At 56.4% G+C, this 19,795-nt stretch carries 21 protein-coding genes; 6 read left to right on the top strand and 15 right to left on the bottom strand.

Annotated features, from left to right (window positions below):
• Positions 1-15: 15 nt before the first annotated feature.
• Positions 16-1,353 carry an adenine permease AdeP gene (gene adeP, locus KOSB73_RS01175; RefSeq protein WP_004127003.1) on the top strand — a complete coding sequence of 446 codons (1,338 nt, stop codon included), beginning with the start codon at positions 16-18 and terminating at the stop codon, positions 1,351-1,353.
• A 48-nt stretch (positions 1,354-1,401) separates the two neighbouring features.
• Here adeP and KOSB73_RS01170 read toward each other — a convergent pair whose 3' ends face one another.
• The 8 genes from KOSB73_RS01170 to KOSB73_RS01135 all read right to left on the bottom strand — a co-directional run bounded on the left by KOSB73_RS01170 (position 1,402) and on the right by KOSB73_RS01135 (position 8,733).
• Positions 1,402-1,968 carry an NADPH-dependent FMN reductase gene (locus tag KOSB73_RS01170; RefSeq protein WP_004855733.1) on the bottom strand — a complete coding sequence of 189 codons (567 nt, stop codon included), beginning with the start codon at positions 1,966-1,968 and terminating at the stop codon, positions 1,402-1,404.
• A 37-nt stretch (positions 1,969-2,005) separates the two neighbouring features.
• The gene (locus tag KOSB73_RS01165) at positions 2,006-2,743 is read right to left on the bottom strand and encodes a 4'-phosphopantetheinyl transferase family protein (RefSeq protein WP_024360541.1); all 738 of its coding nucleotides are present in this window, start codon (positions 2,741-2,743) and stop codon (positions 2,006-2,008) included.
• Between the two features lie 147 nt (positions 2,744-2,890).
• A complete protein-coding gene (yidZ, locus tag KOSB73_RS01160; RefSeq protein ID WP_004871844.1) occupies positions 2,891-3,850 on the bottom strand; it encodes an HTH-type transcriptional regulator YidZ in 960 nt (319 codons plus the stop codon).
• Positions 3,819-5,000 carry an MFS transporter gene (locus KOSB73_RS01155; protein WP_024360542.1) on the bottom strand — a complete coding sequence of 394 codons (1,182 nt, stop codon included), beginning with the start codon at positions 4,998-5,000 and terminating at the stop codon, positions 3,819-3,821. The genes yidZ and KOSB73_RS01155 overlap by 32 nt, the downstream gene beginning before the upstream one ends.
• Positions 5,001-5,169: 169 nt before the next feature.
• On the bottom strand, positions 5,170-5,634 hold the full coding sequence (gene nanQ, locus KOSB73_RS01150) for an N-acetylneuraminate anomerase (RefSeq protein WP_004871842.1): 465 nt from the start codon (positions 5,632-5,634) through the stop codon (positions 5,170-5,172).
• Positions 5,631-6,506, bottom strand: a complete 876-nt coding sequence (gene nanK, locus KOSB73_RS01145) for an N-acetylmannosamine kinase (protein WP_049087039.1) — start codon at positions 6,504-6,506, stop codon at positions 5,631-5,633. The genes nanQ and nanK overlap by 4 nt, the downstream gene beginning before the upstream one ends.
• Positions 6,503-7,192, bottom strand: coding sequence for an N-acetylmannosamine-6-phosphate 2-epimerase (locus tag KOSB73_RS01140; protein ID WP_004871839.1), 690 nt, complete (start codon positions 7,190-7,192; stop codon positions 6,503-6,505). Before KOSB73_RS01140 ends, nanK begins: the two co-directional genes overlap by 4 nt.
• 50 nt (positions 7,193-7,242) lie before the next feature.
• Positions 7,243-8,733, bottom strand: coding sequence for an MFS transporter (locus KOSB73_RS01135; RefSeq protein WP_064343360.1), 1,491 nt, complete (start codon positions 8,731-8,733; stop codon positions 7,243-7,245).
• A 326-nt stretch (positions 8,734-9,059) separates the two neighbouring features.
• On the opposite strand from KOSB73_RS01135, the gene KOSB73_RS01130 reads away from it, so the two are divergent.
• Positions 9,060-9,941, top strand: coding sequence for a MurR/RpiR family transcriptional regulator (locus tag KOSB73_RS01130; RefSeq protein WP_004871837.1), 882 nt, complete (start codon positions 9,060-9,062; stop codon positions 9,939-9,941).
• 147 nt (positions 9,942-10,088) lie between these two features.
• Positions 10,089-10,985, top strand: a complete 897-nt coding sequence (locus KOSB73_RS01125; protein WP_004871836.1) for a dihydrodipicolinate synthase family protein — start codon at positions 10,089-10,091, stop codon at positions 10,983-10,985.
• A gap of 57 nt (positions 10,986-11,042) precedes the next feature.
• Here the strand turns inward: KOSB73_RS01125 and KOSB73_RS01120 are convergent, their stop codons facing one another.
• From KOSB73_RS01120 to KOSB73_RS31445, 7 genes are all read right to left on the bottom strand, one after another.
• Positions 11,043-11,450 carry a GNAT family N-acetyltransferase gene (locus KOSB73_RS01120; RefSeq protein WP_049087038.1) on the bottom strand — a complete coding sequence of 136 codons (408 nt, stop codon included), beginning with the start codon at positions 11,448-11,450 and terminating at the stop codon, positions 11,043-11,045.
• 133 nt (positions 11,451-11,583) lie between these two features.
• Positions 11,584-12,948 (bottom strand): tRNA uridine-5-carboxymethylaminomethyl(34) synthesis GTPase MnmE, encoded by a 1,365-nt coding sequence (gene mnmE / locus KOSB73_RS01115; protein ID WP_024360546.1) that lies wholly within the window; start codon positions 12,946-12,948, stop codon positions 11,584-11,586.
• A gap of 93 nt (positions 12,949-13,041) precedes the next feature.
• Positions 13,042-14,688, bottom strand: coding sequence for a membrane protein insertase YidC (gene yidC / locus KOSB73_RS01110; protein ID WP_004871833.1), 1,647 nt, complete (start codon positions 14,686-14,688; stop codon positions 13,042-13,044).
• Between the two features lie 2 nt (positions 14,689-14,690).
• Entirely contained in the window at positions 14,691-14,948 is a 258-nt protein-coding gene (gene yidD / locus KOSB73_RS01105) for a membrane protein insertion efficiency factor YidD (RefSeq protein WP_004871831.1), read from the bottom strand.
• Positions 14,912-15,271, bottom strand: a complete 360-nt coding sequence (gene rnpA / locus KOSB73_RS01100; protein ID WP_004871829.1) for a ribonuclease P protein component — start codon at positions 15,269-15,271, stop codon at positions 14,912-14,914. Before rnpA ends, yidD begins: the two co-directional genes overlap by 37 nt.
• Before the next feature lie 15 nt (positions 15,272-15,286).
• On the bottom strand, positions 15,287-15,427 hold the full coding sequence (rpmH, locus tag KOSB73_RS01095) for a 50S ribosomal protein L34 (RefSeq protein WP_004871828.1): 141 nt from the start codon (positions 15,425-15,427) through the stop codon (positions 15,287-15,289).
• A gap of 218 nt (positions 15,428-15,645) precedes the next feature.
• A complete protein-coding gene (locus KOSB73_RS31445) occupies positions 15,646-15,726 on the bottom strand; it encodes a hypothetical protein (RefSeq protein ID WP_418271147.1) in 81 nt (26 codons plus the stop codon).
• 324 nt (positions 15,727-16,050) lie between these two features.
• On the opposite strand from KOSB73_RS31445, the gene dnaA reads away from it, so the two are divergent.
• The 3 genes from dnaA to recF all read left to right on the top strand — a co-directional run bounded on the left by dnaA (position 16,051) and on the right by recF (position 19,768).
• A complete protein-coding gene (dnaA, locus tag KOSB73_RS01085; RefSeq protein ID WP_004871826.1) occupies positions 16,051-17,451 on the top strand; it encodes a chromosomal replication initiator protein DnaA in 1,401 nt (466 codons plus the stop codon).
• 4 nt (positions 17,452-17,455) lie between these two features.
• On the top strand, positions 17,456-18,556 hold the full coding sequence (gene dnaN / locus KOSB73_RS01080) for a DNA polymerase III subunit beta (protein WP_004107206.1): 1,101 nt from the start codon (positions 17,456-17,458) through the stop codon (positions 18,554-18,556).
• 138 nt (positions 18,557-18,694) lie between these two features.
• Positions 18,695-19,768, top strand: coding sequence for a DNA replication/repair protein RecF (gene recF, locus KOSB73_RS01075; protein ID WP_024360547.1), 1,074 nt, complete (start codon positions 18,695-18,697; stop codon positions 19,766-19,768).
• Positions 19,769-19,795 lie beyond the last annotated feature (27 nt).

Below are 19,795 nucleotides of genomic sequence, written 5' to 3'. Positions count from 1 at the left end.
GTTCGGAAACCGATAATGAGTCAACAACAAACCAGCCAGTCATCTGGCCAGGGTCTGCTGGAGCGCGTGTTCAAATTGCGTGAACACGGCACCACGGCCCGCACCGAAGCGATTGCAGGTTTCACCACTTTTCTGACAATGGTGTACATCGTTTTTGTTAACCCACAGATTCTCGGCGTGGCGGGTATGGATACCAGCGCCGTTTTCGTCACAACCTGTCTGATCGCCGCATTCGGCAGCATTATGATGGGGCTATTCGCTAACCTCCCGGTGGCGCTGGCGCCGGCAATGGGCCTGAACGCCTTTTTTGCGTTTGTTGTGGTACAGGCAATGGGCCTGCCATGGCAGGTGGGGATGGGCGCTATTTTCTGGGGCGCGGTTGGCCTGCTGCTGCTGACGATTTTCCGCGTACGCTACTGGATGATTGCCAATATTCCGGTTAGCCTGCGCATCGGCATCACCAGCGGTATCGGCCTGTTTATCGGTATGATGGGCCTGAAAAACGCCGGCGTGATCGTCGCCAATCCGGAAACCCTGGTGAGCATCGGCAACCTGACGTCCCACAGCGTGCTGTTGGGTATCCTTGGCTTCTTCATTATCGCGATTCTGGCTTCCCGCAATATTCACGCCGCGGTGCTGGTTTCTATCGTGGTTACCACGCTGCTGGGCTGGATGCTGGGTGACGTTCACTACACGGGCATCGTTTCCATGCCGCCGAGCGTGACTACGGTGATTGGTCATGTTGACCTGGCGGGCTCGCTGAATCTCGGCCTGGCGGGCGTGATCTTCTCGTTTATGCTGGTGAACCTGTTCGACTCCTCCGGCACGCTGATCGGCGTGACCGATAAAGCCGGTCTGGCCGATGCGCAGGGCAAGTTCCCGCGTATGAAGCAGGCGCTGTTTGTCGATAGCGTATCGTCCGTTGCCGGCTCCTTTATCGGCACCTCTTCCGTAACCGCCTATATTGAATCGTCCTCGGGCGTTTCCGTGGGCGGCCGTACCGGCTTAACCGCCGTGGTCGTTGGGCTCTTGTTCCTGCTGGTGATTTTCCTGTCGCCGCTGGCGGGTATGGTTCCGGCCTACGCCGCAGCCGGTGCGCTGATTTACGTTGGCGTCCTGATGACCTCCAGCCTGGCGCGCGTGAAGTGGGATGATTTAACCGAATCAGTGCCTGCGTTTATTACCGCCGTGATGATGCCGTTCAGCTTCTCCATTACGGAAGGTATTGCCTTAGGCTTTATCTCTTACTGCGTGATGAAGATTGGTACCGGCCGCCTGCGCGACCTCAGTCCGTGCGTGATTGTGGTTTCGCTGCTGTTCGTGCTGAAGATTGTGTTTATCGACGCGCATTAATACCTGCGCCGTCACGCTCGCCCGTTCTGGCGAGCGTGACGGCGTCTGTCAGGCCTTAACCCGCTGAATATACTCGGCAAAAGCGCTAAGCTGCCCGCTCAGATGATCGAGCGTGCTCTGATCGACGACTTTCCCCTCCTGCGGATCCACTTTGTTCTGAATCACGCCGCCCATAAATTCGGGCTTATTCATCACCATTGCGTCGAGGAATACCAGAATCTGGCGCAGATGGTACTGACAGCGCGCGCCGCCAATAGCCCCCATCGAACTGGTTTGAATCAGTACCGGCTTACCGGCCAGCGGCTGTTCCGGCAGACGAGATAGCCAGTCGATGGCGTTTTTCAGGCCGCCGGGAACCGAATAGTTATATTCCGGCGTCACGATGACCACACCGTCGGCCTCGCGAATTTGCTGCGCGATATCCTGAACGCTTTGTGGGAATCCCTCTTCCTGCTGGACATCGGCATCATAGAGTGGAATATCGCCAATGGACGGTAACGCGGAAACCGCCATACCTGCGGGCGCGATGCCGGGGAGGGTACGCGCGACCATGGCATTAAAAGAGCCTTTGCGCAGACTTCCGAGTAACGTAACAACTTTCAACGTATCAGACATGATTGCTCCTTTGCATCATGATGGCCGGGAAAACCGGTCAGTTGAGGGAGAAGGCTTTTTCTACCGGTAAACTGGTGAAGCGCATCAGCCGGGCGGACGGTTCTTTAGCACGGGCCTGAGCGTCAGGCAGGCTGCGCCAGCCCTCGTTACCATTATATTCCCAGACTTTCAGTTGACCGATATCCGGGCTGGCGGCGATAGACCAGACCAGCACCGTTTCGGCGTCGCACACGGCTTCGATTGCCTGCGTCCCGCTTGTGCGTAACCGCCCGGAGCCCGGAAGAAGCTGTAGGTTAACGGCGGTTTCGCCGGTCAGTTTCATGACGCTTTTGCGCAGCGCGTCAAGCTGAGCGCGAGCTTCGTCAGGATCGTGCTGATTGCTAATCCATACACGCTCATTACTGTTAAAAACGTAGCGGTCGGCGTCGTGCGGGGAGTGTAAACCGCGGGAGGCGTGCGGTAATTCCATATCCAGGCCGCAATCGCCTTCGGTGGTTAACGCGACGCCGACGATATTTCCAGCATAGGAGATGGAGAAATGCGGGAGATGTTCGTCGCGAAAAGCGGGTTTTCCATTTTCTTCATCAATAATTTCGGGAAGTTCGCTGATGCCGTACAGCATAAAGAGGAGTTCTGCGAGGAGTGACCGGGATGCGCGATAGCGGCTTTGTCGGTACTCAGGCAGGCGCCTGGCGGATTGATGGCAGGCCGCTGACAGGCGTGTTGATAACGGTTCTCGGGTGTTAAGTATCCCTCTTGCAAAATGCGTTGCCATTCGTCGCTCCGTGATTAATGGTCAATGATAGAAATTGCGAATTATATTATCGCTCAGAATTGTCAGGTTTTAATGCGGAAATCACCCGTTGAAAAGAGAAATTGCATGAATTTTACAATTTATTGCGCAAGGCGGGCTAACCCAGCGCTATAGCGGTTCAGTGTAGAGCTGTCTCAGCGTTTCTCGCAGCCAGACGATCTTCGGGTTGTAGCTGTTGCGCTTATGCCACAGGAGGGTAAAGGGGACGCGTATTTTCTCCAGCTGCGACGGTTCCAGCGGCAGCGGCAGTGAGACCAGCGGCAGATGATGCTGCTGATTGTAGCGCTGGCAATAGCGCGGGGCGGTGGCCAACATCGTATGATGGGGCTGGGCCGCCATAAACAGCGACTGTTCAAAGCCCGGAACGGTCAACGCCACGGTGCGTTTATGCCCCAGGTCATGCAGAACATCATCCAGCGCCCAGGTATCGCTTTGTTCCCAACAGATATTGATATGCGGATAGCGTAAAAAAGCGTCCAGACTCCACTCATCGTTCAGCGCGGGATGATCGGCGCGCAGCCATACCTGCGGTAGATCGGTAAACAGGATTTCAAAATCGATATACCAGGGCAGCAGGCTGAGCTGTTCACGGGAGCGAGGATGGGTTTCCCGGCCGCAAAAACCGATGTCGACTTCGCCGCGAATAATGGCATCCAGCGAATCGTAATCCCAGTTGCGCAGGCGGATCAGCGCCTGCGGATAGCGTTGGTAGATCCGCTGTGAAAGCGAGTTCAGCAGGATCATCAGCAGGGGCGACTCCGCCGCCAGCTCAAACTTTAGCCCGCTTGGCATGGTGTGATGGGGCTTGTCGAGGATCTGATTACCCATCTGCATCCAGTCCGCCAGATCCTGCTCCATACTGCTCATCAGCGGCGTGGGCGACAGCCCCAGAGGCGTTTTGACAAATAGCGGATCGTCAAACCAGGCGCGCAGTTTAGCCAGCGACTTGCTCACCGCCGACGGCGAAACGTTCATCCGCTTCGCCGTGCGGGTAACGCTGAGCTCCTGGGTTAAGAGCTGCAGGCACAGCAGTAAGTTAAGATCGAGACTCGACAGGGGTTTTTTCATAGCGTTGCGCGGCCCGCGCCGGAGAGGCGACCATAATCAGAACAATACTCACTATGCTACAGGCAATAAGTATCCCGATCAGCATATTCATCGCGCTGAGCCCGATGATAGCCGCCAGCCAAATCCACAGTGAAGAGCCGCAAACCTGAGCAATCCCCAAAACTGAACTCGCCACGCCAGCGCGCAGGGTAAATGGCCCCAGGGCCTGGCTCATCGCCACGCCAAAGCCGGCTGAGAACCCGGCGCAAATCAGCCCCAGCCCTAGCATCGTTATCGTCTGGCTGGTGGCAAAGCTCAGCAGCGCGCCCGCGATAAAGAAGAGCACCTGCGAGGTCAGCATCAGGGTGCGGGGCTTAAAGAGCGTCAGAGCAAACGGCGTCGAGAACGACACCACCATGCTCACTAGCGCCATGAGCGCCATCGCCATGGAATAAGTCCCGCGATCGAAGCCCATCACTTCCATCATCAGCACCGGGGAGACGTTAACGTAGGTCAGAATCGCCGTCACGCTGAGGGTGGTCACGATCGTTCGGCTGAGGAAAAAGCGGTTAAGCAGCGATTCGGGGGCGACATTTTGCTGCGCCGCCTGCGGAACGGATGTTGGACGCGTTTCCCGCAAGATAAATATCGACAGCAGCCCCACCAGAATGCCCATGCCGGTCATGGTATAGAACAGGCTCTGCCAGGGGTATTTCAGCATAATCAGGTGGCCGAGTACCGGTGCCAGCACCGGAATAATGCAGGTGATGCCGTTAAGAAGGGAAAGCACCTTCGCCCGGCGGCGATCGTCGAGGGTATCGCGCAGCACCGCAAAGGCGACGACGTAGCAGCTGCCCGCGCCAATCCCCTGAATAAAACGCCCCGTCAGGAAGTGGGCGCTGACCTGCGCCTGCGAGCAGATAAGGGAGGCGAGTATGAAAACAACGGCGCCGAAAATCGCCACCGGCTTACGGCCTGACTTGTCGGCGATACGGCCAGCAAACAGCATGGCTGCGGCCATCCCGGCCAGATAAACCGAGAAGGCGATGTGCAGCTGCGCTTCACTGGCCCCCAGATCCTGCGCAATGCGCGGCAGGCCGACCAGATACATATCAATACCGGATGGATAAAGCAGAACCAGCGCAAAACTGCAGATAAGAAAGCGTGCCATAGAACCCTCGCATAAGATTGCCGTACAGCATAGAGGGGTTCGTGCGGTAGTACGAGTTGCCATTTGGACAACAATGATTTCCTGGGAGGAAAAGCGACGAAGCAAGCGTCGCTTTGGCGTTGAGAGGCTATCCCGCCAGGACGCATATCTGGCGGGCGAAGTAAGTGACTCAGACAAGCAGCGCGCGGTTAACTTTAATTACCGCTTTTTTTATCTCCATGCTCGCTGCGCCCTGCACGCCCGGCTTATGCGGTTCGCCAGGGAAAAAAATGGCGAACATGCCAGGCTTCAGGGTCACCTGCTGCTGGTCGGCGATAGCTGCGCACAGCTGGTAGTCCTCTTCTTTATGCCAGGTGTCGCACTCACGGGCGCTATCGGCCACGCCGCAGTGGATTGTCTCCTCGCCTTGCAGCAGGATCTGAATATCAATAAATTTTTCGTGCAGCTCCGCTTTTTTACTTTCCGCCGACTGCGTGGCGAAGCGCATGACGTTCATATAAATATCATCGCCCTGCAACTCATAACGCCCCGGTTCACGCTGCTGCGGCTGAGCCTTAACGGCCAGCCTCACGGCCTCAAGCAGAACGGGTGACAGTCCCGCGCATTCCGGGTGATGGATATCGCCGATAATCATAATGCTTTGTCCTCCGCTAACAACGCCGCGCCAATCAGGCCGGCATCATGCTGATAGTGTGCGGCTACAATCTTCGTGTGATAGACCGCAGGTTCCTGCGCCAGATAGGTCTCAACCAGCGGGAGATAGCCGGGCGCCAGCCCGATGCTGCCGCCCAGTACGGCACACTGGCAGTTAACGCTGGCCTTCATGTCGGCAATCAGCCGGGCGATGGTTTGCGCCGAACGGTGGACTAACGACGTTGCCTGCGGATGGCCGCTCTGCGCAAGAGCAAAAATGGATTTGGCCGTCATCCCCTGCAGATCGTCCGTCGCCAGCGCGGCGATCCCTCTGCCGGAGGCAATAGCCTCTACGCAGCCGGTGCGACCGCAGCCGCAGCGCGGACCGTGCGGATCGGCCAGCGTGTGGCCGATATGCCCGGCCAGCCCTTCGTTCCCGGACAGGAGCCGACCGTTGCAGATGATACCGCCGCCCACGCCCGTTGAGATGGTGATGAATACCATCTCGTCGGCATCGACAGACAGGGCGTGATATTCGGCCCAGGCCGCCGCCTGCGCATCGTTCACGACCAGGCACGGTCGCCCCGTCAGCTGCGCCAGCGTCTCCCGCAGGGGAAACTGCGCCAGTCCGCCAAGGTTATCCGGGTTTAACGCCGTCAGTACGCCGTGACGAATGATTCCCGTCGAAGCGGCCGCTACCCGCCGGGCCCGCCCCGCGAAAGGCGCGACCAGCGCGCTCAACGCCTCCGTCAGCGCCGCCGGCGTTTTGCTGGCGGGCGTCGGCAGCGCTCGTTTCTCCAGCACGTGATGCTGCGTGTCAATCAGCGCGGCGGCCAGCTTGGTGCCGCCGATGTCTATCGCCAGCGTTGTCATAGCGCAACCTCAGCCAGCGCATCGCGGTACCACTGGCAAATGTGTTCAATACGCGTAATCGCGGAACCGACGGTCACCGCCCATGCGCCTTGCTTTATGGCCTGTGCCGCCAGGGCCGGAGAGTTGAACCGCCCTTCGGCAATGACCCGGTATCCTTTGGCGCTAAGGGCCTGCACTAGCGGGAAATCCGGCTCATTGGGTACTGCTTCCGTGGTATACCCGGACAGCGTAGTGCCGATAATTTCTGCGCCCAGAGCGTGGCAGCGAGTACCGTCTTCAAGGTTCGAGCAGTCTGCCATCGCGACGCAGCCCTGCTGATGAATGCGCTCGATAGTTGCCTTCACGCTGGCCGGACGCGGGCGATCCGTGCCGTCAAAGGCGATAATATCCGCACCTGCCTGCGCCAACGCGTCCACATCCTCAAGGAACGGCGTGATGCGCACCGGCGAGTCCGGCAGGTCGCGCTTGATGATGCCGATAATGGGTACTGAAATAAGTTCGCGCGTGGCCTTCAGGTTATTAATGCCTTCAATACGTACCGCGACCGCACCCGTCTTGACCGCCGCCAGCGCCATCGCCGCGACGATTTCAGGCTTATCTAACGGGCTGCCCGGCACCGGCTGGCACGAGACAATGAGTCCGCCCAATTCTTTAACCTTCACATCCAAAGTATCAAATAAAGACATAGCGCTATCCCTTACTTCCGTTTGCGCCCGACAGCGCCGGGCGCATGAATTTAATGTTTACTGCAAAGCGGTGCGTCCGCTTTGTCGTGACGAACCTTTGCCCCACTGAATGGTTTGCCATCAATGGCGTCATGGGTTCGCAGCGCTTCCGGGCGAATCCAGCGCTGCACGCGGGACGGCATATCGAGGCCAATCAGCAGGATCACCACAAACGTCAGTCCGAAGGAGAGCGACCCCAGCGCCGTACCCAGATGCATATGCTGTGCGACCAGCGCGCCGAGGACCGGCGCCGCCGCCCCGCCCAGAGCGCCGACGTTGTAGGTGAAGCCCAGACCGGCAGCGCGCTGATCGGTGTCGAAGTAACCACCGATCAATTTCGGTAGTATTCCCGCGATCCCCTGGCCCAGCATCTGCTGGAAGAAGAGCAGGAGACCCAGGCCCCACAGGCTGGCGCCGCCGATGGCGAAAACAGGGATAATCAGGACCTGCGAGGCCAGCAGGCTGTAAACATAGGCTTTACGCGTACCCAGCCAGTCGCCGAGGAACCCGCCGACGATGCAGCCGACGGCCGCGCCGAATCCGCTGAAGAAAAGCACCTTCGCCACCGCTGCCGGATCGTATGCCAGCTCGGTTTTCAGGTAGGTCGGCAGCAGCGCCTGGATAGGCCAGGAATAGAGGAAGGCGAACAGAACGACAACCATCAGCATTACGCCGGTCGGCCAGCGTTTTCCGCTGCTCTGTACCATAAAGCTGATGAAAATAACGGTGCAAACGAGCGCCAGCGCAATCACTACCAGCGGGTTGTGCTGATTACCTGCGAAGCAGAACCACAGCGCCGCCGTTGCGATCAGCGTCGTTGCTATATTCATGGCGCGGTATTTACCGCGATAGAGGATATCCACCATCGTCCGTACTGGCGCTTTCTTCGTCTGCCGCTCTTTCCAGTCTTCCGTTTCCGGAATATTTTTACGCAGCCACAGCGCGAAAATAATCGGCAGAATGCCAAGGAAGAATAAGGCGCGCCAGCCCCAGAGGGGCACCACCAGGCTGTAAACCTGCGCCGCCACAACGGCGCCGACGGAAAAGCCGGATATCAGGAAGCCGCTGGCTTTGTTACGCAAATGTTTTGGCCAGCTTTCAATAACATAGGTTGCGCTGGAGCCGTACTCGCCGGCCATCCCCATTCCGATCACCATTCGGGCAATAAACATCGAGGTGTATCCCGGCGCAAAGCCGCAGGCCAGCGTACCGACGGAGAAAAGAATAATACTGCTGACCATCGCCAGGCGGCGGCCATAACGGTCGCCCATCGCCCCCAGCAGCAGGCCGCCGAACCAACGGGAGATAAACGCCGCGGAGATAATACTCGCCGCCTGGACCGTGGTGAGCTGAAATTCGCTTTGTACTTCGGTGAGCACCAGAGCGATTAAAACGAAATCAAAACCATCCAGTAAATAGCCCAGCCAGGCTGCAGAGAAAGCCCGCCATTGGGACTTATTGAGGTGCTTATACCATGGTTTGGTACTTATTATTTCACTCATATGCTCTCCTGTGATGAGCAGCGTTTTTATGCTGTCGGGCCTAAAACAGCAGGGAGGCGCACAGCCAAATGAAGTTAAACTCCATTTAATATATTTTTTAGAAGTTAAACACCACAAGAGCATTTCATGAAATGTGTGAACAAGATCATGGACACAGAAGAGGAGAAACGAAAAAAGGCGATCTGACTCACGCCATGAGACGTACAATGTTTGCGCCGCTCAGGATATAGCCGCGGCGTCACGGCGTTTTTAAAAATCCATATTGCCTGGTGATGCGCTGTACTCCATCATTAGCGCCTGATAATCGCGTAAACAGTAGGGAAGAGATGACGACTCCGACTTCGCCGGTCAAAGCCGGGAAAATACTTGATACCCTGGGAGCGATGCAAAGCAGTATGACCCGCGTCGGGAAAAGCATTGCGCAGTTTGTGATGACTTCCCCCCACAAGGTGACGCAGCTTTCCATCGCCGACCTCTCAGAGGAAGTGAACGCGGGCGAAGCGTCGGTGATCCGTTTCTGTCGACAGCTGGGCTATAAAGGCTTTCAGAATTTCAAAATGGAGCTGGCTATTGAGCTGGCCATGACCGATACCGATGACAACAGCACGCTTCTGGAGGCTGAAATTCAGAAAGCCGACGATGCGCACACCATTGGTCTCAAGCTCCAGGGCGCTATCTCGACTGTTCTCTCGGAAACGCTCAACCTTCTGGATATGGAGCAGGTTGAACGGGTCGTGGAGGCGCTGCATAGCTGCAATAGCACCTTTATTTTCGGCGTCGGCGCCTCCGGGCTGACCGCCGAAGAGATGAAGCACAAGCTGATGCGAATCGGGATGCGCGTCGATGCCTTAACGAATAATCACTTTATGTATATGCAGGCCGCGCTGCTCAAGGCTGGCGATGTCGCTATCGGTATCAGCCACTCCGGGCATTCGCCGGAAACCACCCACGCCCTTAGTCTGGCAAAGCAGGCCGGAGCCGTCACTGTCGCCTTAACGCATAACCTCGGGTCGCCATTGAGTAAAGTCGCGGATATTACGCTGATTAACGGCAACCGCCAGGGACGCCTGCAGGGCGACTCCATTGGCACCAAAACGGCACAGCTTTTCGTACTGGATCTCATTTATACGCTGCTGGTGCAGAAAGACCCGGAAGCCGCCCGAGCCAATAAACTGCGCACGATGGATGCCCTGTCCACGCTCAAATAGAGCGAGTTTTGTGCGATTCATCACAATCTGCTACTCCCGTTTTCCTCCCTGCCGGTATCCAGTTGCAACCGGCATGGTTACCTTTTAGAGTGGAGTAATACTTCAAAATAAATTTATTTAAGAAGAAAAACACCACTAGAGGTTTACATGACAAAGCTAACCGGCCTTATTGCCGCTCCCCACACGCCTTTTGATGCTAATGGCGAAGTCAACTATCCCGTTATCGATCGAATCGCCGAGCACCTGATTCGCCAGGGCGTTAAAGGCGCTTACGTCTGTGGGACAACCGGAGAAGGTATCCACTGTTCTGTTGAAGAGCGTAAAAAAATCGCCGAGCGCTGGGTCGCGGCAAGCCAGGGACAACTAAGCATTACGCTACACACCGGGGCGCTCAGCATCGCCGATGCGCTGGAGCTGAGCCGTCATGCTGAAACCCTGGATATTTTTGCCACCTCGGTCATCGGCCCGTGCTTCTTTAAACCGTCTACCGTCGACGATCTGGTGGAATATTGCCGCATTATCGCCGCCGCGGCGCCGTCAAAAGGCTTCTATTACTACCATTCCGGCATGTCGGGTCTAAGCCTCGATATGGAGCAGTTTCTGATCGCCGCGGCGGATAAAATTCCGAACCTGTCCGGTATGAAGTTTAACTCCGCGGATATGTATGAGTTCCAGCGCTGCCTGCGCGTCAACAATCGCCAGTTCGATATTCCGTTCGGCGTGGATGAGTTTTTACCCGCAGGCCTGGCCTGCGGCGCCGTCGGCGCAGTGGGCAGTACCTATAACTACGCGGCGCCGCTCTATCATCGTCTGATCGAGAGCTTCAACCGGGGGGATCATCAGGACGTTGCCGCCTGTATGGATAAAGTCATCGCGATTATTCGCATCCTGGTTCAGTACGGCGGCGTGGCGGCCGGGAAGCTGGCTATGCAGCTGCACGACATTGACGTCGGCGATCCGCGCCGCCCGCTGCGCCCGATGACCAGCGAGCAAAAGCGCGTCGCGCTGGAAGCTTTTCGCGCTGCCGACTTTATTAAATCCTGATAGCATCACCGGCATCCGGGAGACGCCGCAGCCCCGGATGCTTCTTTACCAGCGAAGTTAATTCCAGACCTTCGCCATACCCTCACTTTCCGGCCTGACGCTGGAAAACCCAAATTTTGCGTACAGCTCGGGAACATCCGCCACCAGCGAGACGTATGCCCCTTTAAACGCGTTGCCATCAAGCCAGGCGACGATTTTCTGCACGATCTGGCGACCGAGACCTTTTCCCTGATGGGCCGGGTCCACGGCGACGTCGACGATTTCAAAGTTCAGCGCGCCGTCGCCGACGATGCGCCCCATACCAACGGGCACGCCCTCATAGAGAATATGCACGCCGTAGCAGCTACGCGGCAGGCCAGCACGGGCGCCTTCCAGCGGTCGCGGCGACATACCTGATATGACGCGCAGGCGGCAAAAGTCTTCTGCAGAAGGAACGGTATCAATAAAGGTGTAATCGATGGTCATGGTTGCATCCGGTACGTTAAGAGCGGCGATGCCGATAAGGGTAATAAATAAACCAATCTACCGTGAAGATGATAAATAAAAACCCGCTTTAACAGGATGTTAAGGCGGGTTAGTCAATGCTCACAAACGGAGCTTACTTACCGATACAGAAACTGGAGAAAATGCGCCCCAGCAGGTCATCAGAGGTAAACTCGCCGGTGATTTCGCTCAGGTTCTGCTGGGCCAGGCGCAGCTCTTCCGCCAGCAGCTCGCCAGCCCAGGCGCCCAGCAGCTGCGCTTTCCCCTGCTGCAGATGCTCTGCGGCGTCCGACAGCGCCTGCAGATGGCGGCGGCGCGCCAGAAAACCGCCTTCCATATTGGTTTCAAAGCCCATGCTCTGCTTGAGATGATTGCGCAGCACGTCTACGCCCTCGCCGGTACGTGCCGAAAGGCGAACAAGTGAGTGGTCATTTACTTCGCTCAGCCCCAGCGTTTCGCCAGTGATATCCGCTTTGTTACGCACGACGGTAATCGGCAGGTTTTTCGGTAGACGGGCAATAAAGTCCGGCCAGATATCCGCCGGATCGGTCGCGTCGGTGGTGGTGCCATCGACCATAAACAGCACGCGGTCGGCCTGTTCAATCTCCTGCCAGGCGCGCTCGATACCGATGCGCTCAACCTCGTCGTTCGCATCGCGCAGGCCGGCGGTATCGATGATGTGCAGCGGCATACCGTCGATATGGATATGCTCGCGCAGCACGTCGCGGGTGGTACCGGCAATATCGGTGACGATAGCCGCTTCCCGGCCCGCCAGCGCGTTCAGCAGGCTTGATTTGCCGGCGTTCGGCCGCCCGGCAATGACGACCTTCATCCCTTCGCGCAGCAGGCTGCCCTGGCGCGCTTCGGCGCGCACGGCGTCAAGATCGGCGATCACGTTGTTGAGCTGGGCTTCGATTTTGCCATCGGAGAGGAAGTCGATCTCTTCGTCCGGGAAATCAATGGCCGCTTCCACGTAGATGCGCAGGTGCGTCAGCGCTTCCACAAGATGGTTTACGCGAGTAGAGAATGCGCCCTGCAGCGAATTCAGCGCAGAACGCGCCGCCTGCTCGGAGCTGGCGTCGATCAGGTCGGCTATCGCTTCAGCCTGGGCTAAATCGAGCTTGTCGTTCAAAAACGCGCGCTCGGAGAACTCGCCTGGCCTGGCGATGCGCACGCCCGGCAGCGTCAGAATGCGTTTCAGTAACAGGTCGAGGATAACGGGGCCGCCGTGGCCCTGCAGTTCCAGCACGTCTTCGCCGGTAAAGGAGTTCGGGCCGGGGAACCACAGCGCAATCCCCTGATCCAGCGCGCTGCCGTCGCTGTCTTTAAACGGCAGGTAGTCGGCGTAGCGCGGCTTCGGCAGCTTGCCCAGCACCGCCTGCGCAACGTCGCGCGCCTTCAGGCCAGAGATGCGCAGAATGCCCACACCACCGCGTCCCGGTGGGGTTGCCTGGGCGACGATAGTGTCGTTATGGCTCATGGTGACTCTCTATGTAGATGTAAAAAAGGCGGTCTATTGACCGCCTTCTCTGGCATTAACGTTACCGTAAATACTCAAAATAATTCAAGAGTATCAGGATTTTTTCTTCTCGCGGCTATGCAGGCCACGCTTCTCCAGACCACGGTAAATCAACTGCTGCTGAATAATGGTGACCAGGTTGCTGACGATATAGTAAACCACCAGACCGGACGGGAACCACAGGAAGAACACCGTGAAGATGACCGGCATAAAGGTCATGATCTTCTGCTGCATCGGGTCGGTCACGGTGGTCGGAGACATCTTCTGGATGAAGAACATCGTCGCGCCCATGATGATCGGCAGGATGTAGTACGGGTCTTGCGCAGACAGGTCGTGGATCCACAGGATAAACGGCGCATGACGCAGTTCAACCGAGGCGCTCAGCATATAGTACAGCGCAAGGAAGATTGGCATCTGGATAATCAGCGGGAAGCAGCCACCCAGCGGGTTAACCTTCTCAGCTTTATACAGGGCCATCATCTCCTGGCTTTGACGCTGCTTGTCGTCGCCCAGACGCTCGCGCATCGCCTGAATCTTCGGCTGCAGCATACGCATCTTCGCCATGGAGGTGTACTGCGCTTTGGTCAGCGGGTACATGATGCCACGAACGATAAAGGTGATAACGATGATGGAGAAGCCCCAGTTGCCCAGGAAGCTATGGATCCATTTCAGCAGTTTGAACAGCGGCTGAGAGATAAACCACAGCCAGCCGTAGTCGACGGTCAGGTCAAGATGCGGCGCAACGGCGGCCATTTTGTCCTGAATAGCCGGGCCGACCCACAGGGTGCTTTCCAGCTTATCGGTTTGACCCGGCTGCACCAGAACCGGCTGCGATTTGTAGCCGATCGCCACAATACCGTTGCCGAGATTCGCGGTGTAGAAGTTGTTAGTACCGTTGTTCTGCGGAACCCATGCGGTTGTGAAGTACTGCTGCAGCATGGCAACCCAACCGTTTTTGGTGCTGACGTTCAGGTTTTCGTTATCGACGATAGTATCGAATTTGTATTTTTCGTACTTCGTTTCAGACGTTGAGTACGCCGCGCCGCGGAATGTGTGCATCGTTGTCAGGCCGCCGGTCTGCGTGTCGCGATGCGTCGGCAGGTTGGCGGTTTGCTTCAGCTGGCCAAACGTAGACACTTCCAGCGGTTTTTCGCTGGCGTTCTGCACGCTATAGCCGACGTTTACCGCATATTCACCGCGCTTCAGGGTGAAGGTTTTGGTGAATACGTTGCCTGCTTTATCGGTGTACGTCAGAGGAATGACGATTTCGTTCTGGCCATCAGCCAGCACAAACGCATCTTTATCGACGTTATACAACGGACGCGGTCCGTTAGCCGGGTTGTCCGGGCCATCACGACCGGTCAGGCCGCTCTGCGCCTGATAGGTAAACTGCGGCGTGGTTTCCAGTAACTGGAACGGCTCAGTCGACTTCAGCTCTTTCGGATAATCCAGAAGCAGCGCTTGCTCAACATCACCACCGCTGGTGTTGATGGTCAGGTCAAGCACATCGGTTTTTACCGTAATCAGTTTCCCCTGGCCACTGGCCGGTACGCCCTGGTCGGCGGCGCTACCCGTTGCTGTGGTCGTTGTCTGCGTGGTCTGCTGCTGGGGTTGAGGATTGTTATCCTGCTCCCAGGCTTGCCAGATCATGAAAGACACGAACAACAAAGCGATGATAAGAAGATTGCGTTGCGAATCCATCGTTAGTGTTCTCTGGTATCAAATGGTCCAGGCGGGACGGGATCGTCACCACCAGGGTGTAAAGGGTGGCATTTTAATACGCGTTTCACCGTCAACCAACTGCCTTTTATCAATCCAAACCTGCGCAATGCCTCAATTCCGTATTGAGAACAGGTCGGCGTGAAACGGCAATGCGGCCCGAGTAGCGGACTAATCAGGCGCTGATAGACCCGAATCAGGCCTATCAGGACCCGCGAGCCAGGCGACAGTGGCGGCGCCATAATTTTTCCAACGCTTCCGAGAGAGCACGGTTATCGAGGTCGGCAACCCCTTTCTTCGCCACCACCACGAAATCCATTGGCGGGAGTTCATGTTGACGTAAACGGAAGCTTTCACGCGTCAGACGTTTAATCCGATTGCGCTCATGCGCTCGCTTGACGTTCTTCTTGGCGACGGTAAGACCGATGCGGGGATGCCCCAGCGAATTTTGGCGGCCGAGGATGGTGATTTGCGGCGTGCCAGCCCGTAATGGCTGCTGGAAGACGAAAGTGAAATGACTGGGAGTTAACAAGCGTAACTCCCTGGGAAATGCGAGCTTAACCACTCAGGGTTAGCTTTATTACTTGGAAACGGTCAGACGAGCGCGGCTTTTAGCACGACGACGTGCCAGAACCTGACGACCATTTTTAGTAGCCATACGAGCACGGAAGCCGTGAGAACGGTTGCGCTTCAGTACAGACGGTTGAAAAGTGCGTTTCATGGCGATTTCTACCTAAACTTGAATAATTTCACTGACTTTCGCGTAAATCCGAACGAATTTCGAACGGCCTACGCCTCAGCGTGGGTGATTAAAGAGGCCGGATTGTAATAATTGTACACTCCGGAGTCAATTCTCTTTCCTTATTTCTCGCACCTTGCCGCACAAAAAACAGGCGATGGCACGTTACGGAAAACGGGCATTACGCGCCGGGTGGTGGATTATACGACCTGGTGGATAAAGCGCAAGGATCGCAAAGGATCTTTGTTAGATCGATTAAGCCCAAAACCAGGATAGTTCATTAATTTTTCCAATATGCGGCTGAAATCGTGCTCCACTCCCGCCAGGATCGATTACACTTACCCAGCTTCGATCCTTCCTGTGGATAAATCGGGAAGAATCTGTTGAGAAACACAAGATCTCTTTCTCAGTTTAGGCTATGATCCCCGGTCCCGATCGGGATCCAGAGATCCGCATCGGGTAATAACCGCAGATAGCGGTTCGCACGTCACCCCTTTAGTGCAGGGGCTTTTCGGCTATGCAGGGTCTTGTCGACGTGTGCCAACAATCACGATTGTTTCAGTTTCTCTTTTTATATATCGATTTTTGTTCGAGTGGAGTCCGCCGTGTCACTTTCGCTTTGGCAGCAGTGTCTTGCCCGATTGCAGGATGAGTTACCAGCCACAGAATTCAGCATGTGGATACGCCCTTTGCAGGCGGAGTTGAGCGATAACACGCTGGCACTGTATGCGCCAAACCGTTTTGTGCTCGATTGGGTAAGGGATAAATACCTCAATAATATCAATGGACTCCTCAATGATTTTTGCGGTGCGGATGCCCCACAGCTGCGGTTTGAGGTAGGCGCTAAGCCAGCCGTTCAGATGCAGAGAGGTACGGTAAGCGTTGCGGCCGCAGCGCCCGCGCAGCAGATCCAGACGGCGCGCGTTGCGCCGACGATCGTGCGTCCGGGCTGGGATAACGTTCCGGCGCCGGCAGAACCGACCTACCGCTCTAACGTCAATGTAAAACACACGTTTGATAACTTTGTCGAAGGTAAATCCAACCAGCTGGCTCGCGCGGCGGCGCGTCAGGTTGCGGATAACCCCGGCGGCGCGTACAACCCGCTGTTCCTTTATGGCGGCACCGGCCTGGGTAAAACCCACCTTTTACATGCGGTTGGTAACGGAATTGTGGCGCGTAAACCCAATGCGAAAGTGGTTTACATGCACTCCGAGCGCTTTGTACAGGACATGGTAAAAGCCCTGCAAAACAACGCTATTGAAGAATTTAAGCGCTATTACCGCTCCGTTGACGCCCTGCTGATCGATGACATTCAGTTTTTCGCTAATAAAGAGCGCTCGCAGGAAGAGTTTTTTCACACCTTTAACGCCCTGCTGGAAGGCAATCAGCAGATCATCCTGACGTCGGATCGCTATCCGAAGGAGATCAACGGGGTTGAGGATCGTCTCAAATCACGCTTCGGCTGGGGGCTGACGGTCGCGATCGAGCCGCCAGAGCTGGAAACCCGCGTGGCGATCCTGATGAAAAAAGCCGATGAAAACGACATTCGCCTGCCGGGCGAAGTGGCTTTCTTTATTGCTAAGCGCCTGCGCTCTAACGTACGTGAGCTTGAAGGGGCGCTGAACCGCGTTATCGCCAACGCCAACTTTACCGGCCGGGCGATCACCATCGATTTCGTGCGCGAAGCGCTGCGCGATCTGCTGGCTTTACAGGAAAAACTGGTCACCATCGACAATATTCAAAAGACGGTGGCGGAGTATTACAAAATTAAGGTAGCGGACCTGCTGTCTAAACGCCGCTCCCGTTCGGTGGCGCGCCCCCGCCAGATGGCGATGGCGCTGGCAAAAGAGCTGACCAACCACAGTCTGCCGGAAATCGGCGACGCGTTTGGCGGCCGCGACCATACCACCGTCCTGCACGCTTGCCGCAAGATTGAGCAACTGCGTGAAGAAAGCCACGATATCAAAGAAGATTTTTCCAATTTAATCAGAACATTATCCTCGTGACGCTATGAAATTTACCGTAGAACGTGAACATTTATTAAAACCGCTGCAACAGGTGAGCGGTCCTTTAGGTGGTCGTCCGACGCTACCGATTCTTGGCAACCTGCTCCTACAGGTTACCGATGGCGCGCTGTCGCTGACCGGTACCGATCTGGAAATGGAAATGGTCGCGCGCGTTGCGCTGATTCAGCCGCACGAAGCGGGAGCTACAACCGTTCCGGCGCGTAAATTTTTTGATATCTGCCGCGGCCTGCCTGAAGGCGCGGAGATCGCGGTCCAGCTGGAAGGCGAGCGCATGCTGGTGCGTTCCGGACGCAGCCGCTTTTCGCTCTCGACGCTGCCTGCGGCGGATTTCCCGAACCTCGATGACTGGCAGAGCGAAGTTGAATTTACCCTGCCGCAGGCGACCATGAAGCGCCTGATCGAAGCGACGCAGTTTTCGATGGCGCACCAGGACGTTCGCTATTACTTAAACGGTATGCTGTTTGAAACCGAAGGTAGCGAACTGCGCACCGTGGCGACAGACGGCCACCGCCTGGCGGTCTGCTCGATGCCGCTGGAAGAGTCCCTGCCCAATCATTCGGTGATCGTGCCGCGTAAAGGCGTGATTGAGCTGATGCGTATGCTCGACGGCGGCGATACGCCGCTGCGCGTGCAGATCGGCAGCAATAATATTCGCGCTCACGTTGGCGACTTTATCTTCACTTCAAAGCTGGTGGATGGTCGTTTTCCTGACTATCGCCGCGTACTGCCGAAGAATCCGGATAAGCATCTGGACGCCGGCTGCGATATTCTCAAGCAGGCCTTTGCCCGCGCGGCGATTCTTTCTAACGAAAAATTCCGCGGCGTGCGCCTGTACGTCAGTGAAAATCAGCTGAAAATCACCGCCAATAACCCGGAACAGGAAGAAGCGGAAGAAATTCTTGATGTCACCTATGCCGGAACCGAGATGGAAATCGGCTTTAACGTCAGCTATGTGCTGGACGTCTTGAACGCGCTGAAGTGTGAGAACGTGCGCATTCTGCTGACCGATTCCGTTTCGAGCGTGCAGATTGAGGATGCGGCCTCCCAATCCGCAGCATACGTCGTCATGCCTATGAGGCTGTAGAAAATATCGGGCTATCTTACTTGTTATTCTGGCTCCGGGCAGTGCTCGCAATCCTCACGTACTTTAGTACGCTCCGGTTGCTGCGCGCTGGCCGTGACCAGACTAACTGCGCCGATAACGCCCTGCTTATGAGCTGATATGTCGCTATCCCGACTTCTAATCAAAGACTTCCGCAATATTGAAAATGCGGATCTCGCCCTCTCTCCCGGCTTTAATTTCCTGGTTGGCGCCAACGGCAGCGGCAAAACCAGCGTACTTGAAGCTATCTATACGCTCGGCCATGGTCGGGCGTTTCGTAGTTTGCAGATTGGCCGCGTGATTCGTCACGACCAGGAGTCCTTTGTCCTGCACGGTCGCCTGCAGGGCGAAGAGCGTGAAGTATCTATCGGCCTGACGAAAGATAAGCAGGGCGACAGCAAGGTGCGTATCGACGGTACCGACGGGCATAAAGTGGCTGAGCTGGCGCACCTGATGCCGATGCAGCTGATTACGCCGGAGGGGTTTACTTTACTCAACGGCGGCCCCAAATACAGAAGAGCGTTCCTTGACTGGGGATGCTTTCACAACGAATCCGGATTCTTTACCGCCTGGAGCAACCTGAAGCGCCTGGTGAAGCAGCGCAACGCCGCGCTGCGTCAGGTCAGCCGCTATGCCCAGCTGCGGCCATGGGATCTGGAGCTGATCCCGCTGGCAGAGCTTATTAGCCGCTGGCGGGCCGAATATAGCGCCGCTATCGTCGAAGACATGGCGGATACCTGTCGGCAGTTTTTGCCGGAGTTCGCTCTCACCTTTTCTTTCCAGCGCGGCTGGGAGAAAGAAACGGATTATGCCGAGGTGCTGGAGCGAAATTTCGAACGCGATCGCATGCTAACCTATACCGCCCACGGCCCGCATAAAGCGGATTTCCGCATTCGTGCCGACGGCGCGCCGGTAGAGGATACATTGTCACGCGGGCAGCTTAAGCTGCTGATGTGCGCCCTACGACTGGCGCAAGGCGAGTTTCTGACCCGCGAAAGCGGGCGGCGGTGCCTGTACCTGATAGATGATTTTGCCTCGGAACTTGACGACGCGCGGCGCGGGCTGCTTGCCAGCCGCTTAAAAGCCACGCAGTCGCAGGTTTTCGTCAGCGCCATTAGCGCTGAACACGTTATGGACATGTCGGACGAAAATTCGAAGATGTTTACCGTGGAAAAGGGTAAAATAGCGGATTAACCTAAGATAAAATGAGCGAGAAACGTT

The sequence above is a fragment of the Klebsiella grimontii genome (genome assembly GCF_900200035.1).
Lineage (GTDB): Bacteria > Pseudomonadota > Gammaproteobacteria > Enterobacterales > Enterobacteriaceae > Klebsiella > Klebsiella grimontii.
The sequence above is the reverse complement of the archived record's forward strand: the minus strand, read 5'-3'. Positions and strand labels throughout refer to the sequence as shown.